At 75.1% G+C, this 18,573-nt stretch carries 1 protein-coding gene; it reads left to right on the top strand.

Features of this window, described 5'->3' with window-relative positions:
- Positions 1 to 123 precede the first annotated feature (123 nt).
- Positions 124 to 18,570, top strand: a complete 18,447-nt coding sequence (locus GTY58_RS39610; protein WP_193427513.1) for a type I polyketide synthase — start codon at positions 124 to 126, stop codon at positions 18,568 to 18,570.
- Positions 18,571 to 18,573 lie beyond the last annotated feature (3 nt).

Below are 18,573 nucleotides of genomic sequence, written 5' to 3'. Positions count from 1 at the left end.
CGGCCATCGCGCCGCTTGAGCGCGCTTCGCATTTTCCTAGTGAGGTAAGGGAAACACATGGCGGGTGGGTCCGAGGCAGAGGCCGCTGAATTCCGGGCGCGATCCATTCAGCCGATAGCGGTGGTGGGAATGGCGTGCCGGCTGCCGGGTGCGGCGGGACCGGCCGAGTTCCTGGCTCTCCTCCGAAATGGCGAGGACGCCGTCGGTGCCGCTCCCGGGGACCGGCGGTACGCGCCACGGCGGGGCGGATTCCTCGACTCCGTCGACGAGTTCGACGCCGGCTTCTTCGGGATCTCCCCGCGCGAGGCCGCGGCGATGGACCCGCAGCAGCGGCTGGTCCTTGAGCTGAGCTGGGAGGCGCTCGAGGACGCCGGGATCCCGCCCGCCCGCCTCGGCGGCAGCGGCGCCGGGGTCTTCGTGGGCGCCATCGCCGACGACTACGCCACGCTGTCCCGCGCCGCCGGCGCCGACGCCGCCACCCCGCAGACGACGACCGGTCTGAACCGGGGCATCATCGCCAACCGCGTCTCCTACACGCTGGGCCTGCGCGGACCGAGCTTCACCGTGGACTCGGGACAGTCGTCGTCGCTGGTCGCGGTGCATCTGGCGGCCGAGAGCCTGCGCCGGGGCGAGTGCTCCGTGGCCCTGGCGGGCGGGGTGAACCTGATCCTTGCCGAGGACTCCACCGTCGCCGTGGAACGGTTCGGGGCGCTCTCCCCGGACGGGTACTGCTACACCTTCGACGCGCGGGCCAACGGCTATGTGCGCGGCGAGGGCGGTGGCGTCGTCGTACTCAAGCCGCTCGCCGACGCGATCGCCGACGGCGACGACATCCACTGCATCCTCGCGGGCAGCGCGGTGAACAACGACGGCGGCGGCGAGGGGCTGACCGTCCCGGACCGCGCCGGCCAGGAAGCGGTGCTGACCGCCGCGTACGAACAGGCCGGAATCTCCCCGGCCGCCGTCGGCTATGTGGAGCTGCACGGCACCGGAACCCCCACCGGCGATCCCGTCGAGGCCGCCGCCGTCGGGGCCGTTCTCGGCGCCGGGCGTCCGGCCGGGCAGCCGCTGCTGGTCGGCTCCGTCAAGACGAACATCGGCCACCTCGAAGGCGCCGCCGGTATCGCCGGCCTCCTCAAGGCCGTACTGGCCGTGCGCCACCGGGAGATCCCGGCGACCCTGCACCACGCGTCCCCGAACCCGGCCATCCCCATGGCGGAGCTCGGCATCGGCGTCAACACGGCACTCACACCCTGGCCGGAGCAGGCAGGGCCGCTGGTCGTGGGCGTGAGCTCCTTCGGCATGGGCGGCACCAACTGCCACGTGGTGCTCACCGAACCCGCGGGGTACGACGCCGCCGCTCGGCCGGCCACGGCCGGGATCAGGCCCGCCGGGACACCGGCCCCGCTGCTCGTCTCGGGCCGCGACGAACAGGCGCTGCGCGCCCAGGCACGCAAGCTGCGGGACCACCTCGACACGCACCCCGGCCTCCCCCTGCGCGACGTCGCCCACACGCTGGCCGCCGCCCGTGCCCCGCTCGCCCGGCGCGCGGTACTGCTCGCCGCGGACCGGGAGGACGTGTCCGCCGGTCTCGCCCGGCTCGCCGACGGCACACCCGGCGCGGACCTCGTGCGCGGCACGGTCTCCCCGGGCGCGCTCGCGTTCGTCTTCACCGGGCAGGGCAGCCAGCGCCCCGGCATGACCGCCGAGCTGTACCGGACGTCCGCGGAGTACGCCGCCGCCCTGGACGAGGTGTGCGCGAGCCTGGACCCGTGGCTGCGACGGCCGCTGCGGGACGTGCTGTTCGCGGCGGAAGGTTCCGACGAGGCGGCGCTCCTGGACCGTACCGAGTTCACCCAGCCCGCCCTGTTCGCCGTCGAGGTCGCCCTCTTCCGGTACGCCGAGCACTGCGGCCTGACACCGCGGTTCCTGCTCGGTCACTCGGTCGGTGAACTGGCGGCCGCGCACGTCGCCGGAGTCCTCTCCCTGGCGGACGCCTGCACGCTCGTCGCCGCCCGCGGCCGGCTGATGCAGGACCGGCCGGCGACCGGCGCGATGGTGTCGGTCCAGGCCACCGAGGACGAGCTGGCACCGTTCGTCTCCGAGTCGGTGACCCTGGCGGCGCTGAACGGCCCCGCCTCCACGGTGATCGCGGGTGACGAGGACGCCGTACTGGCCGTCGCCGCGCACTGGGCGGCCCGGGGACGCAAGACGAAACGACTGCGGGTCAGCCACGCGTTCCACTCCCCGCACATGGACGGGATGCTCACGGAGTTCCGCCGGATCGCCGCCGGACTGACCTTCGGCGCGCCCCGGATCCCGATCGTCTCCAACGAGACGGGCACCCTGCTCACCGAGGCCGACGCCCGCTCACCGGAGTACTGGGTACGGCACGCCCGTGCCGCCGTGCGCTTCCTGGACGGGGTGCGCCTCCTCGAGGACCAGGGCGTGACCACGCTGCTCGAACTGGGCCCCGACGGGGTGCTGTCGGCCATGGCACGGGACTGCCTGCGCGATGCCGGGACCGTGTGCGTGCCCCTGCTGCGCGGCCGCGACCGGACCGAACCGGAGGCGCTGCTCGCCGCGCTCGCCGGACTGTACGTCCGCGGCGTACCGATGGACTGGGAGCGGACGGCCACCGAGGCGGGCGCACGGCGGGTACCGCTGCCCACGTACGCGTTCCAGCGGAGGCGGCACTGGCTGCCGGAGCCCTCGGCGAGCGCGTCCCGGCCCGTGGTGAACGGTGGTGGGCACGCGGGGCAGGCGGGGCACGCGGGGCAGGCGGGGCGCGCGGGGCAGGCGGGGCACGCCGGGCACGATGGCGAGCCCGCCCCCGCGGTCCGCGACCGTACGACACCGGAACTCGTCCGCGACCGTACGACGCTGGAACTCGTCCGTGACGCCACGGCCCAGGTGCTCGGCCACGCGTCCCCGGACGACGTCGCGACGCACGAGGCGTTCAGGGAACTGGGCTTCAGCTCCCTGATGCTGGCCGAACTCGGTGAACGCCTCACCGAGGCGACCGGCCGCAGGGTGCCCACCACGCTGCTGTTCGACCACCCGACGCCGGACGCCCTCGCGCGCCGGCTCGAGGCCGACGGGGCGGAGCGCACGGACGCAGGCCCGGTGAGCCCGCCGGCCGCCGCCGCGCACGACGACGACCCCATCGTGATCGTCGGTATGGGCTGCCGGCTGCCCGGCGGCGTCCGGTCGCCCGAGGACCTCTGGCGGTTCGTGGCCGCCGGGGGCGACGCGATCTCCGCGCTGCCCGTCGACCGCGGCTGGGAGTTCGCCGCGGACTTCCCCGGCGAGGGCGGGTTCCTCGCGGACGTGGCCGAGTTCGACGCCGGATTCTTCGGGATCTCTCCGCGTGAGGCGCTGGCGATGGATCCGCAGCAGCGGTTGTTGCTGGAGACGTCGTGGGAGGCGCTGGAGCGGGCGGGCGTGGACGCGCTGAAGCTGCGCGGCAGCCGCACCGGCGTCTTCGTCGGCGCCAGCCCCTCGGAGTACGGGCCCCGGCTGCACGAGACCTCCGACGCCGACGGGCATGTGCTGACCGGTACGGCGCCCAGCGTGCTGTCCGGGCGGATCGCCTACGTGCTGGGGCTGGAGGGCCCGGCGCTGACGGTGGACACGGCGTGCTCGTCGTCCCTGGTGGCGCTCCATCTGGCGGCCCAGGCACTGCGGGGCGGCGAGTGCGATCTCGCCCTGGCCGGCGGTGTCACGGTGATGGCGACCTCGGGCATGTTCGCCGAGTTCGCGCGGCAGGGGGGCCTGGCCCCGGACGGCCGGTGCAAGGCGTTCGCCGACGGAGCGGACGGCACGGGCTGGGGCGAGGGTGTCGGGATGCTGGCCGTGCAGCGGCTGTCGGACGCGGTGCGGGACGGGCGTCCGGTGCTGGCGGTGGTGCGGGGTTCGGCGGTGAACTCGGACGGTGCGTCGAACGGTCTGACGGCGCCGAACGGTCCGTCGCAGCAGCGGGTGATCCGGCAGGCGCTCGCTTCGGCCGGGTTGTCGGCGGCGGACGTGGACATGGTGGAGGCGCACGGCACGGGGACGTCGCTCGGCGACCCGATCGAAGCGCAGGCCCTGCTTGCTACGTACGGCCAGGACCGTCCGGACGACCGTCCGCTGTGGCTGGGTTCGGTGAAGTCGAACATCGGTCATACGCAGGCGGCCGCGGGTGTGGCGGGTGTGATCAAGTCCGTACTGGCCCTGCGGAACGGACTGCTGCCCAAGACCCTGCACGTGGACGAGCCGACCCCCGAGGTGGACTGGTCCGCGGGCGCGGTGGAGCTGCTGACGGAGGGGCGGGAGTGGCCGGAGACGGACGGGCCGCGTCGGGCGGGCGTGTCGGCGTTCGGGATCAGCGGCACGAACGCGCACGTGATTCTGGAGCAGGCGCCGTCGGTCGAGGAACCGGTGACCGCGCCTGCGGATGACGGGTTGTTGGTGCCGTGGGTGGTGTCGGCGCGGTCGGAGGAGGCGTTGCGGGCGCAGGCCCGGCGCCTGGCCGACCACGTACGGGAGAGTGGACTTCGGCCGGCCGACGTGGGTCTGTCGCTGGCGGTGACGCGTGCCGGGCTGGAGCACCGGGCGGTGCTGGTCGCGGAGGACGAGGCCGGATTCCTGGCCCACTTGGACGCGCTGGCCGAGGGCAGGACCCCGGCCGGTGTGGTGGTGGAGGGCGGGACGGCGTTCCTGTTCTCGGGGCAGGGCTCCCAGCGCGCGGGCATGGGCCGTGAGCTGTACTCCGCCCACCCCGTGTTCGCGGCCGCCTTCGACGAGGTGTGCGCCGCCTTCGACGGTCTGCTGCCCGGGGCGCTGCGGGAGGTCGTGTTCGGCGGTGCGGGCCTGGACCGGACCGAGTGGGCCCAACCCGCGTTGTTCGCGTTGGAGGTGGCGCTGTTCGAGCTGGTGAGTTCGTGGGGTGTGCGCGCGGATGTGCTGTTGGGCCATTCGATCGGCGAGCTGGCTGCCGCGTATGTGGCGGGGGTGTGGTCGCTGGCGGACGCGTGCCGGATCGTGGCGGCGCGGGGCCGGTTGATGCAGGCGCTGCCGGAGGGCGGTGCGATGGTCGCCGTCGAGGCGGCCGAGGACGAGCTGCCCGACCTTCCCGGGGGTGTGTCGGTGGCTGCGGTGAACGGGCCCCGTTCGCTGGTGCTGTCCGGCGATGAGGAGCCGGTGACCGCGCTCGCGCAAGCGTTTGCTGAACAGGGCAGGCGGACCAAGCAGTTGACGGTCAGTCACGCGTTCCATTCGGCGCGGATGGAGCCGATGCTGGCGGAGTTCGCCGAGACGCTCGCCGCCGTGGAGTTCCGTCCGCCGCGCATCCCCGTCGTGTCGAATGTGACGGGTGAGATGGCGGGCGACGAGTTCACCACCCCCGCCTACTGGGTGCGGCACGTCCGGGAAGCCGTCCGTTTCGCCGACGGGGTCGGCGCGGCCCACGCCGCAGGCGTCCGGCGGTACCTCGAACTCGGTCCGGACGGCACCCTGACCACACTCGCCCACGACACCGCCCACGACGCCGGCCGCGACGTGGCCGCCGTACCCGCGCTGCGGGGCGACCAGCCCGAGACCCGGACCGTGGTGACCGCCGTCGGCCGCCTGTACGCCACCGGGCTGACCGTGGACTGGCCCGCCTTCTTCGCTCCGTACGGTGCCCGCCCAACCGAGCTGCCCACCTACGCCTTCCAGCACCGCCGTTACTGGCTGGAGCCGGTCGCACCGTCGTCCGCGCCCCCGGCGAACCCACTGCGCTACCGCACCGCGTGGGCGTCCGTGCCCGACGGCCCCCGGCCCTCGCTGAGCGGCACCTGGGCCGTCGTCGTACCGGCATCCGGGTCGTACGAGGACATCGTGGCCGGTGTGACGGCCGCACTGCGTGACCATGGCGCGCGGCCCGTCGTGGTGGAGGTCGACCCGGCCGGACCCGAGCGCGCCGACGTCGCGGACACCCTGCGCGCGGCGCTCGGCGAGGACGCCGGGGGAGTGGTGTCGTTGCTCGGGACGGCCGGCTCGCTCTCCTCGGGCGTGGCCGCGACCGCCGTGCTGGTGCAGGCGTGGACCGATCTCGGCGGCGGCGCCCGGCTGTGGTGTCTGACCCGGGGCGCGGTGTCGGTGAGCCCCTCCGACCCGCTGGCCGCGCCGGCGCAGGCGCAGCTGTGGGGGATGGGCCGGGTCGCGGCGCTGGAACACCCGGAGCGCTGGGGCGGGCTCGTCGACCTGCCCGCCGTACCGGACGACCGGGCGTGGACCCGGCTGTGCGCCGTACTGGCGGGCGGAAGCGGCGAGGACCAGGTCGCCGTCCGTGCCGCCGGCCTGTTCGCGCGGCGGCTGGGCCGGGCCGGTACGCGGGCCGACGCCGCCCCCGCCGGGCCGAGCCCCTGGCGTACGGACGGCACGGTGCTCGTGACCGGCGGCACGGGGGCGCTCGGCGCGCACCTCGCGCAGTGGCTGGCGGCGGCCGGAGCCGCGCATGTGCTGCTCACCAGCAGGCGTGGCCCCGACGCCGACGGAGCCGCGGAACTGACGGCGCGGCTGCGCGAGACGGGAACCGAGGTGACGGTCGCCGCGTGCGACGTGACCGACCGGGACGCCCTGGCGGAGCTGCTCTCCGGGCTGCCCGCCGACCGGCCGCTGACCGGTGTCGTACACGCCGCGGGCGTCCTGGACGACGGCGTGCTCGACTCCCTCACCCCCGACCGGTTCGCCGCCGTCGCCGGACCCAAGGTGACCGGGGCGTGGCACCTGCACGAGCTCACCCGGGACCTGGACCTCTCGGCGTTCGTGCTGTTCTCGTCCTTCGCGGGCACCGTGGGCCTGGCCGGGCAGGCCAACTACGCCGCCGCGAACGCGTACCTGGACGCGCTGGCCGTCCACCGGGCCCAGCTCGGCCTGCCCGCGACCGCGGTGGCCTGGGGCTCCTGGTCCGGCGCCGGAATGGCCGCCGACACCGAGGCCGCCCGGCGCCAACTGGCCCGCACCGGGCTCGTCCCCCTCGCCCCGGACGCCGCCCTGGCCGCGCTCGGGCAGGTCATGGACGACGGCGAGACCGCGGTGACCGTCGCCGACGTCGACTGGGACCGGTTCGCGGCGGGCTTCGGACCCGGCCGGCCGAGCCCGCTGCTCACCGGCGTCCCCGAAGTACGGCGCATCGAGGAGCGGGAGACCGGCCGCGCCGGCGCCCCGGCGGAGACGGACCGGCTCGGCGGGCTGACCGGCGACGCGCTGCGCCAGGCACTCGCCGACCTGGTGAGCACCGAGGTCGCCGCCGTCCTCGGGCTGCCGCCCACCGACCGGGTGCGGGAGGACACGACCTTCCGGGCGCTCGGGTTCGACTCGCTGATCGGTGTCGAGTTCCGCAACCGGCTCGCCGCGGCCACCGGCAGGCGGCTGCCGCCGAGCCTTATCTTCGACCACCCGACCCCCGGCAGGCTCGTCGAACACCTGGCGGCAGGCCTGGACGGAACCGGCCCGAACACCGCCGGGGAGGAACGGGTCGCACCGGCCCGTACCCACGACGACCCGGTCGTGATCGTGTCGGCCGCCTGCCGGTTCCCCGGCGGCGTCACGACCCCGGAGGAGCTGTGGCAGCTCGTCCTCGACGGCGGCGACGCCATCGGCCCCTTCCCGGCCGACCGGGGCTGGGACCTCGACCGCCTGTACGACCCGGACCCCGGCAACCCCGGCACCAGTTATGTGCGTGAGGGCGGCTTCCTGACCGACGTGGCGGACTTCGACGCCGCGTTCTTCGGGATCTCGCCGCGCGAGGCGCTGGCCATGGACCCGCAGCAGCGGCTGCTCCTGGAGACCTCGTGGGAGGCGCTGGAGCGCGCCGGCATCGTGCCGGCCTCGCTCGCCGGCAGCCGTACCGGCGTCTTCGTCGGCTCCAACGGCCAGGACTACGCCACCCTGCTCGGCGAGTCCGAGGTCGAGGGGCATGTGCTGACCGGTACGGCGTCCAGCGTGCTCTCCGGCCGTATCGCCTACACCCTGGGGCTCGAAGGACCCGCGCTGACCGTCGACACCGCCTGCTCCTCCTCGCTGGTCGCACTGCACCTCGCCGTCCAGGCGCTGAACGCGGGCGAGTGCGACCTCGCGCTCGCCGCCGGGGTGACCGTGATGTCCAGCCCGGAGATCTTCGTGGAGTTCTCCCGGCAGCGCGGCCTCTCCGCGGACGGGCGCTGCAAGGCGTTCGGGCCCGACGCGGACGGCACCGGCTGGGGCGAGGGCGTGGGCACCGTACTCCTGGAGCGGCTCTCCGACGCCCGCCGGCTGGGACACGACGTGCTGGGCGTGGTGCGCGGCACCGCGGTCAACCAGGACGGCGCGTCCAACGGGCTCAGCGCGCCCAACGGGCCCGCGCAGCAGCGGGTCATCCGCCAGGCGCTCGCCGACGCCGGCTGCGTGCCCTCGGACGTGGACGCCGTGGAGGCGCACGGTACGGGGACCCGGCTGGGCGACCCGATCGAGGCGCAGGCGCTGCTGGCGACGTACGGGCGGGACCGGCCGGCCGACCGGCCGCTGTGGCTCGGCTCCGTGAAGTCGAACATCGGGCACACCCAGGCCGCGGCCGGGATGGCCGGAGTGCTGAAGACCCTGTCCGCGATGCGGCACGGACAGCTGCCGCGCACCCTGCACGCCGCCCGGCCGACCCCGAAGGTCGACTGGACCGAGGGCGCGGTCGAACTGCTCACCGAGACCCGGCCCTGGCCCGCCACCGGCGCCCGGCCGCGACGCGCGGGCGTGTCCGCCTTCGGTGTCAGCGGCACCAACGCCCATGTCATCCTCGAACAGGCACCCGCACCGCAGCCGGCCCGGCCCGCCGTACTGCCACCGCTCCTCAACTCCCCCTCCGTGCCCTGGGTGCTGACCGCCAAGTCCGAAGAAGCGCTGGCCGCCCAGGCGGACCGGCTGAGCGCACGGCTGCCCGAGGCGGCGCCCGCCGAGGTCGGCCGGTCCCTCGTGACGACCAGGGCGACCTGGCCGGAGCGGGCCGTACTCATCGGTGACGGCTCCCCGCACTTCGCGGCGGGGCTCGGCGCGCTGGCCGGCGGCGCGGGGGACCCGCGGGTGGTGCGCGGCACCGCCGACACCCGCGGCCGGGTCGTCTTCGTGTTCCCCGGCCAGGGCGCCCAGTGGGCCGGCATGGCCGCGCGGCTGTGGGAGTCGTCGCCGGTGTTCGCCCAGTGGATGGACCGCTGCGCCGAGGTGCTGGCGCGGCTGACCGACTGGTCGCTGACCGAGGTGATCCATGAGACGCAGGACGCACCCGGACTGGACCGGGTCGACGTGGTGCAGCCCGCGTCCTGGGCCGTGAGCGTGTCACTGGCCGGCCTGTGGCGTGCCTGCGGTGTCGAGCCGGCCGCCGTGGTCGGACACTCTCAGGGCGAGATCGCCGCCGCCTGCGTGGCGGGCGGACTGTCCCTGGAGGACGGCGCCGCCCTCGTGACGCTGCGCAGCAGGCTGATCGCCGAGGAACTGTCCGGGCACGGCGGCATGGTGTCCGTGGCCCTGTCCCCCGCCGACACGGCCGAACGCATCGCCCGCTGGAACGGCGGGATCTGTGTCGCGGCGAACAACAGCCGCCGCTCCACCGTCGTGTCCGGCGAACCGGAAGCGCTGGCCGAACTGCTCGCCGAGTGCGAGGCCGAGGGCGTACGGGCCCGCCGCATCCCCGTGGACTACGCCTCCCACTCCGCCCAGGTGGAGCGGATCGAGCGGCAGCTGACCGAGCTGGCGGCCGGTGTCGCACCGCGCCCGGGGGACATCCCCTTCCACTCCACGACGACCGGCGGCCCGCTCGACACCACGGGCCTGGACGCCGACTACTGGTACCGCAATCTGCGCCGGCCCGTGCTGTTCGGGCCGGTCACCGAGGAACTCCTCGCCCAGGGCCACGACGTGTTCCTGGAGATGAGCCCGCACCCGGTACTCGTCCCCGCGGTGCAGGACGCCGTCGACGCGACCGGCACGACCGCCGCCGCCGTGGGCAGCCTGCGCCGGGACGACGGCGGCCCCGAGCGGTTCACGCTCTCCCTGGCCGAGGCGTTCGTGCGCGGCGCCCCCGTGGACTGGACGGCCGTGCTCGGCACCAGCGGCGCCCGCCGGGTCGAGCTGCCCACCTACCCGTTCCAGCGCGGCCGGTTCTGGCCGGAGCCCCGCACGGCGGCCGCCACGACCGGCGGTGCCGAGGAGGACGCGCCGCTGTGGCGGGCCGTGGACCGCGGCGACCTGGCCGCCGTCGCCGCCGAACTCGCCCTCCCCGACGGGGAGTCGCTGCACGACCTGCACGACCTGGTGCCCGCCCTGTCCGGCTGGCGCCGCAGGCGCAAGGACTCGGCGCTGGTCGACAGCTGGCGCTACCGCGTCTCCTGGACCCCGGTGACCGCCCCGGTCCTGGCCGCCCTGACCGGCGACTGGCTGCTGGTGACCGCGGACCCGGACGGCGAGGCCGCCCGGTGGGCGCGTACGGCGCTCGGCGCGAGCGTCACCGCCCAGCTCACCTCGCCGGACGGCCCGATACCGGCGGGCCCGTGGACAGGCGTGGTGTCCCTGCTGGGACTGGCCGACCGGCCGCACCCGGACCATCCCGTCGTACCGGTGGGCGTCGCGGACACCGTGGCCCTGCTGTCCGCGTTGCGCGAGGCCGGGATCGACGCGCCGCTGTGGGGTCTGACCAGGGGCGCCGTCGGCACCGGACGCTCCGACCAGGTCCGCGCGCCCGGCCAGGCCCAGCTGTGGGGCCTCGGACGGGTCGCCGGCCTGGAGAACCCCGCCGCCTGGGGCGGACTCGTCGACCTGCCCGCCGAACTGGACGACCGCGCCGCCGGACTGCTGCGGGCCGCGCTCGCCGCGGGCGAGGACGAGCAGGAGTACGCGCTGCGCCCCGCCGGGCTGTATGTGCGCAGGCTGGTCCGTGCTCCCCTGGACGGGACGGCGGCGCGACGCTCCTGGCGGCCCCGGCCCGACGGCACGGTCGTCGTCACCGGCGGCACCGGCGCGCTGGGCGCCCGGGTCGCCCGCTGGCTCGCCCACGCGGGCGCCGGACACCTCCTGCTGACCAGCAGGAGCGGTATGGCCGCCGACGGCGCCGACGACCTGGTAGCGGAACTGCGCGCGCTGGGCGCCCGGGTCACGGTCGCCGCCTGCGACGTGGCCGACCGCGCCCAGCTCGCCGCGGCCCTGGACACGGTGCCGGACGAGTTCCCGGTCGCCGCCGTGGTCCACACCGCGGGCGTGAACCGCACCGCCACCCTCGACCGGACCACCCTCGCCGAGCTGGCGGACGTCATGTCGGCGAAGGCCGCCGGCGCCCGCAACCTGGACGAACTCCTCGCCGGTCACGACCTCGACGCGTTCGTCCTCTTCTCCTCCGGCGCCGCGATCTGGGGCAGCGCGGGCCAGGGCGCGTACGCGGCCGCCAACGCGTACGCCGACGCGCTCGCGGCGGACCGGCGCAGGCGCGGCCTCACCGCCACCTCCGTGGCCTGGGGCAGCTGGGCCGGCGGCGGGATGGTCGACGACGACCTGGCGCGGGACCTCGCCCGCGGCGGGGTGCGCTCGATGGACCCGGACCGGGCGATCGGCGCGCTCCAGCAGGCCCTCGACCACGACGAGACCACGCTGACGGTCACCGACATGGACTGGGAGCGCTTCGCCGGGACGTTCACCGCGGCCCGCCCGCGCCCCCTCATCGACGCCATCCCGGAGGCCGCCCGCGCCGCCACGACGGATCCGGCCGCCGGAGAGTCCGAACTGGCCGCCAGGCTGGCCGGGTCGACCGACGGCGAACGCGAACGCGAACTCCTCGACCTGGTCAGGACCGCCGCCGCCCTCGCGCTGGGGCACCGGGGCGCCGAGGCCATCACCCCGTCGAAGCCCTTCAAGGACCTGGGCTTCGACTCCCTGACCGCCGTCGACCTGCGCAACCGGCTCACCGCCGCGACCGGCGTACGTCTGCCCGCCACGCTCGTCTTCGACCACCCCACGCCGCTCGCGGCCGCCGTCGAGTTGCGGACGCGGCTGTTCGGCGGCGACGCGCTCCCGACGTCCGCGGGGTCCGTGGCGCCCACGGCGGCCGAGGCCGACGATCCGGTGGTCATCGTCGCCATGGCCTGCCGGTTCCCCGGTGAGGCGACCTCGCCGGAGAAGCTCTGGGACCTGATCGCGGCGGGCAAGGACGGAATCGGGGACTTCCCCGCCGACCGCGGCTGGAGCGTCGCCGCCGACGCCGCGTTCTCCCAGACCGGCGGGTTCCTCCCGGACGTGGCCGAGTTCGACGCCGGGTTCTTCGGGATCTCGCCGCGTGAGGCGCTGGCGATGGATCCGCAGCAGCGGTTGTTGCTGGAGACGTCGTGGGAGGCGCTGGAGCGGGCGGGCGTGGACGCGCTGAAGCTGCGCGGCAGCCGCACCGGCGTCTTCGTCGGCGCGGGCTCCCACGACTACGGCACCCTGCTCACCTCACTCGAAGGAGGCCAGGACTACGCGCTCACCGGAGCCGTCGGCAGCGTGCTGTCCGGGCGGATCGCCTACGTCCTGGGGCTGGAGGGCCCGGCGCTGACCGTGGACACGGCGTGCTCGTCGTCCCTGGTGGCGCTCCACCTGGCGGCGCAGGCACTGCGGGGCGGCGAATGCGACGTGGCCCTCGCGGGCGGCGTGGCGGTCATGGCCACCCCCGACGCCTTCGACGCGTTCGCGCGGCAGGGGGGCCTGGCCCCGGACGGCCGGTGCAAGGCGTTCGCCGACGGGGCGGACGGCACGGGCTGGGGCGAGGGCGTCGGCGTACTCGTGCTGACGCGCCTGTCCGAGGCGCGGCGTCGCGGCCATGACGTGCTGGCGGTGGTGCGGGGTTCGGCGGTGAACTCGGACGGTGCGTCGAACGGTCTGACGGCGCCGAACGGTCCGTCGCAGCAGCGGGTGATCCGGCAGGCGCTCGCTTCGGCCGGGTTGTCGGCGGCGGACGTGGACATGGTGGAGGCGCACGGCACGGGGACGTCGCTCGGCGACCCGATCGAGGCACAGGCGTTGCTGGCGACGTACGGTCAGGACCGTCCGGCGGACCGTCCGCTGTGGCTGGGTTCGGTGAAGTCGAACATCGGTCATACGCAGGCGGCCGCGGGTGTGGCGGGTGTGATCAAGTCCGTACTGGCCCTGCGGAACGGACTGCTGCCGGCGACGTTGCATGTGGATGAGCCGTCGCGGGAGGTGGACTGGTCCGCGGGTGCGGTGGAGCTGTTGACGGAGGGGCGGGAGTGGCCGGAGACGGACGGGCCGCGTCGGGCGGGCGTGTCGGCGTTCGGGATCAGCGGCACGAACGCGCACGTGATTTTGGAGCAGGCGCCTTCGGTCGAGGAACCGGTGACCGCGCCTGCGGATGACGGGTTGTTGGTGCCGTGGGTGGTGTCGGCGCGGTCGGAGGAGGCGTTGCGGGCGCAGGCCCGGCGACTTGCCGACCATGTGGCAGCCACGGATCTCACCGTCGCGGATGTCGGCTACTCCCTGGCGGGGACGCGTGCGGGGCTGGAGCACCGGGCTGTTCTGACGGGGCGGGAGCGGGAGGACTTCCTGGTCCAGTTGGCCGCGTTGGCGGAGGGTGCGAGTGCCGCGGGGATGGTGCGGGGTGTGGCCGGGGAGGGCGGGACGGCGTTCCTGTTCACCGGTCAGGGTGCGCAGCGTCTGGGTATGGGGCGTGAGCTGTACGAGCGTTTCCCGGTGTTCGCGGCTGCGTTCGACGGGGTGTGTGCGCAGTTGGATCTGTTGCTGGAGCGGCCGGTGAAGGAGGTCGTCTTCACCGACGCGCCGGCGTTGGACCGCACGGTGTTCACGCAGGCCGGGTTGTTCGCGTTGGAGGTGGCGCTGTTCGAGCTGGTGAGCTCGTGGGGTGTGCGCGCGGATGTGCTGCTGGGGCATTCGATCGGCGAGCTGGCGGCCGCGTATGTGGCGGGGGTGTGGTCGCTGGCGGACGCGTGCCGGATCGTGGCGGCGCGGGGCCGGTTGATGCAGGCGCTGCCGGAGGGCGGTGCGATGGTCGCCGTCGAGGCGGCCGAGGACGAGCTGCCCGACCTTCCCGAGGGTGTGTCGGTGGCTGCGGTGAACGGGCCCCGTTCGCTGGTGCTGTCCGGTGATGAGGAGCCGGTGACCGCGCTGGCCCGGACGTTCGCCGAACAGGGCAGGCGGACCAAGCAGTTGGCGGTCAGTCACGCCTTCCACTCCGCGCGGATGGAGCCGATGCTGGCGGAGTTCGCGGAGACGCTCGCCGCGGTGGAGTTCCGTTCGCCGCGTATCCCGGTGGTGTCGAATGTGACGGGTGGGATGGCGGGCGCGGAGTTCACCACTCCCGCCTACTGGGTGCGGCATGTGCGGGAGGCCGTTCGTTTCGCCGATGGTGTGGCGACGGTGCTGGCGCGGGGTGTGGACAGGTTCCTCGAGCTGGGTCCGCGGGGTGCGCTGACCGCGATGGCCGAGGAGACCCTCGACCACACCGGTGCCGACGCCGTGTGCGTGCCCGTACTGCACCCCGAACGCCCCGAGGACGCCACGCTGTTGCACGCGCTGGCCACCGCGTCGGTGACGGGTGCGGCCGTCGACTGGACGACCCCGTTCGCCTGCGCCCGCACCACGGAGCTGCCGACCTACGCCTTCCAGCGCAGGCGCTTCTGGCCGCGGCCCGCCGCGAGCGCGGGCGCCGGCGACCTGGCCGCGGCCGGACTGGCCGAGGCCGGACACCCACTGCTCACGGCATGGCTCCCGTCGCCCGAGGGGGACGGGGTGCTGTGCACCGGCCGGCTGTCCCTCGCGACACATCCGTGGCTCGGCGACCACACGGTCCTCGGCACGGTGCTCGTACCGGGCACCGCGTTCGTCGACCTCGTCGGCTGGGTGGGCGACCGCGTCGGCTGCGGCGGGATACGGGAGCTGACCCTGGCCACGCCACTGGCACTCGCCGAGGACGCGGCGGTACGGCTGCGCGTGGTGCTCGGTGCGCCCGACGACACCGGATGCCGTCCGGTCGCCGTGTACGCGCAGCCGGACACCGAGGACGAGGGAACGGACTGGACCCGGCACGCCGAGGGCCTGCTGGCCCCGGCCGACGCGTCGGACACCCCGGCGGCACCCCCCGGCCCCGCCCTCGACGCATGGCCGGTGCCGGGCGCCGAACCCCTTCCCATGGACGGGTTCTACGAAGGGCTCGCCGACGCCGGTTTCGCCTACGGGCCCCTCTTCCGGGGACTGCGGGCGGCCTGGCGGCGCGGTGACGAGGTCTTCGCCGAGGTGAGCCTGCCCGCCGACGAGAGCGGCGCCGGGTTCGGCGTGCACCCCGCCCTGCTGGACGCGGCGCTGCACGCGCTGGGCCCCGCCGCCCAGGCCTCGGACGAGCCAGGATCGGCCCGGCTGCCGTTCTCCTGGGGCGAGGTGCGGGTGCACGCCGTCGGCGCGGATCTGCTGCGGGTCCGGCTGGTCCGGGCCGCGGACGGCACCGTCACCCTGGACGCCGCCGACGCCGCGGGCCGGCCGGTGGTCTCCATCGGCTCGCTCGTCCTGCGTCCGCTGTCCCCGGACCGCCTGCGCGCCGGTACCCAGGCACCCGACGACGCGCTGTTCGCCACCCGCTGGATACCGCTGGACGTCACGGGCGACACGGGCGACACGGCGCGGGACACCGTCGAGTGCGTGCTGCTCGGCGAGCCGTCGGCGGGCGCCTGGCGTTCCCACCCCGACCTCGCGGCGTACGCGGCGGCCCTCGCGGACGGCAAGGAGACGCCGGGCCCGGTCCTCGCCCGCTGCCCGCTGACCACCGGGGACCCCGCCGAGGCGGCCCGGCGTTCCGCCGAGTGGACCCTCGACCTGCTCCAGCAGTGGCTGGCCGACGACCGGTTGACCGACAGCCACCTCGTGATCGGCACCCGGCACGCGGCCCCCGTCGCCACCCCATACGCGGCCCCCGTCGACGCCACGGACGCGGACGCGGCCCCCGTCGACGCCGGGCACGAAGCCCCCGTCGACACCGCCGCTGCCGCGCTCGCCCAGTCCACCCTCGCCGGCCTCGTCCGTTCCGCCCAGACCGAGAACCCCGCCCGCATCACCCTCGTGGACTTCGACACCACCGCCCCGGACCCGGCCCACCTCACCGCGGCCGTACGCCTCGGCGAGCCGGAAGTCGCCGTCCGGCAGGGCACGTTGTACGCCCGCAGGCTCACCCGTCCGGAGACCGGCCGGGCCCTGACCGTGCCGCCCGGCCCCGGCCCGTGGCGGCTGGACAGCACCGGCCGCGGCTCACTGGACCACCTGGCGCTCGTGCCGTGCCCGGACGCCGCGGCGCCCCTGGCCGAGGGCACGGTGCGGATCGCCGTACACGCCGCCGGGGTGAACTTCCGGGACGTCCTGATCGCCCTCGACATGTATCCCGGCCGGGCGGACCTCGGCACCGAGTGCGCCGGCGTCGTCCTGGAGACGGGACCCGGTGTCACCGGGCTGGCCCCCGGGGACCGGGTGATGGGCATGGTCGCCGGGGCGTTCGGGCCCACCGCGGTCGCCGACCGGCGCGTGCTGGCGCGGATACCGGACGGCTGGTCCTTCGAGACCGCCGCCGCCACCCCGGTCGCCTTCCTGACCGCCTACTACGGCCTGGTGGACCTGGCCGGGCTCGGCGCGGGCGAATCGGTGCTCGTGCACGCCGCCGCCGGCGGGGTCGGGATGGCCGCCGTGCAGCTGGCCCGGCACCTGGGCGCCGAGGTGTTCGGCACCGCGAGCGAACCGAAGTGGAGCACCCTGCTCGACACCGGTCTCGACCGCGCGCACATCGGCTCCTCACGGACGCTCGACTTCGCGGACCTGGTGCGCGAGACGACCGGCGGCGCGGGCGTCGACGTCGTACTGAACTCGCTCGCGGGCGAGTTCACCGACGCCTCGCTGCGCGCGATGCCGCGCGGCGGCCGGTTCGTCGAGATGGGCAAGACCGACCCCCGCGACCCCGAACGCGTCGCCGCCGACCACCCCGGCGTGCGGTACCGCTCCTTCGACCTGGGGGAGGCGGGCCCGGACCGCATCGCCGAGATCCTCGCCCATCTCGTCGAGCTGTTCGAGTCCGGCGCGCTCACCCCGCTGCCCGTCACCACCTGGGACATCCGGGACGCGACGGACGCCTTCCGTGTGCTGAGCCAGGCCACCCTCACCGGCAAGGCGGTCCTGACCGTCCCCGCCGGGTCCGTCCCGTTCGAGGCCGGTGAGACGGTCCTGATCACCGGCGGCACCGGCACCCTGGGCACCCTGCTGGCCCGGCACCTCGTCACCGAGCACGGACTGCGTCATGTCACCCTGGCCGGACGCCGGGGCACGGACACGCCCGAAGTGCGGCAACTGCGCGCCGACCTCGCCGAGATGGGCGCGGAGGTACGGGTCGAGGCCTGCGACGCCGGCGACGAGGACGCCGTACGACGGCTCCTGGAACCGCTCACCGCGCACCACCGCCTGGCCGGAGTCGTCCACGCCGCGGGCGTCACCGACGACGGGGTGGTGTCCGCGCTCGACCGGCGGCGGCTGTCCGCCGTACTGCACCCCAAGGTGCGCGGCGCCTGGAACCTGCACCGGCTCACCGCGCACCTGGCGCCCCGGATGTTCGTCCTGTTCTCCTCCGCCTCGGCCACACTCGGCGCGGCCGGCCAGGGCAACTACGCCGCCGCCAACGCCTTCCTCGACGCGCTCGCCGAGCACCGGCACGCCCGGGGCCTGCCCGCGAGCAGCCTCGCCTGGGGACTGTGGGACCAGGCCAGCGGGATGACCGGGCGCCTCGCGGAACGCGACCGGCAGCGGATGAGCCGGGCCGGCGTCGCCCCCCTCGACTCCGCACACGGCCTCGCGCTGTTCGACACCGCGCTGCTCACCGGTATCCCGGCGCTGACGCCCGCCCGGCTCGACCTGGCCGGACTGCGGGCCAGGGCCGCGCACCAGCCGGTCCCGGCCGTACTGCGGGAACTCGTCCGCGTGCGGCGCGTGGCGGCCACCGGCACGACGGCCCCGACCACGGGGACGCCCGGTGACGCGCGGACGCTGACGGAGCGGCTGGCCGCGCTGTCCCCCGCCGAGCGGCACCGGCTCGTACTGGATCTGGTGCGCGAGCACACCGCGGGCGTCCTCGGTCACGGCTCGGCCGACGACATCGACCCCGACCAGGCGTTCAAGACGCTCGGCTTCGACTCGCTCACCGCGGTCGAACTCCGCAACCGGCTGCGGACGGCCACCTCCCTGACCGTCCCCGCGACCCTGGTCTTCGACCACCCCACCCCGGCGGCGCTCACCGCGCATCTGCTGGAACTCGCCGCGCCGCCGGAGCACGACCCGGTGCTCCAGGTCCTGGGCGAACTCGAACGGCTCGAAGCGGGCGTCGAGGCGCTCGGCCCCGTCGACGGCGCCCACGACGAAGTCGTCGCACGACTGCGCCGGATCCTGCGCAAGGCCGAGGCCGGCTCCGCGCCGGACGGCGGCGGCGAGGACTCCTCGCTCCAGACGGCCTCCGCGGCGGAAGTGCTCGCGTTCATCGACAGCGAATTCGGCGATCTCGCCTAGTAC

The sequence above is a fragment of the Streptomyces sp. SID5469 genome, from assembly GCF_009862865.1.
In the GTDB taxonomy this organism is placed as follows: Bacteria; Actinomycetota; Actinomycetes; order Streptomycetales; family Streptomycetaceae; genus Streptomyces; species Streptomyces avermitilis.
The sequence above is the reverse complement of the archived record's forward strand: the minus strand, read 5'-3'. Positions and strand labels throughout refer to the sequence as shown.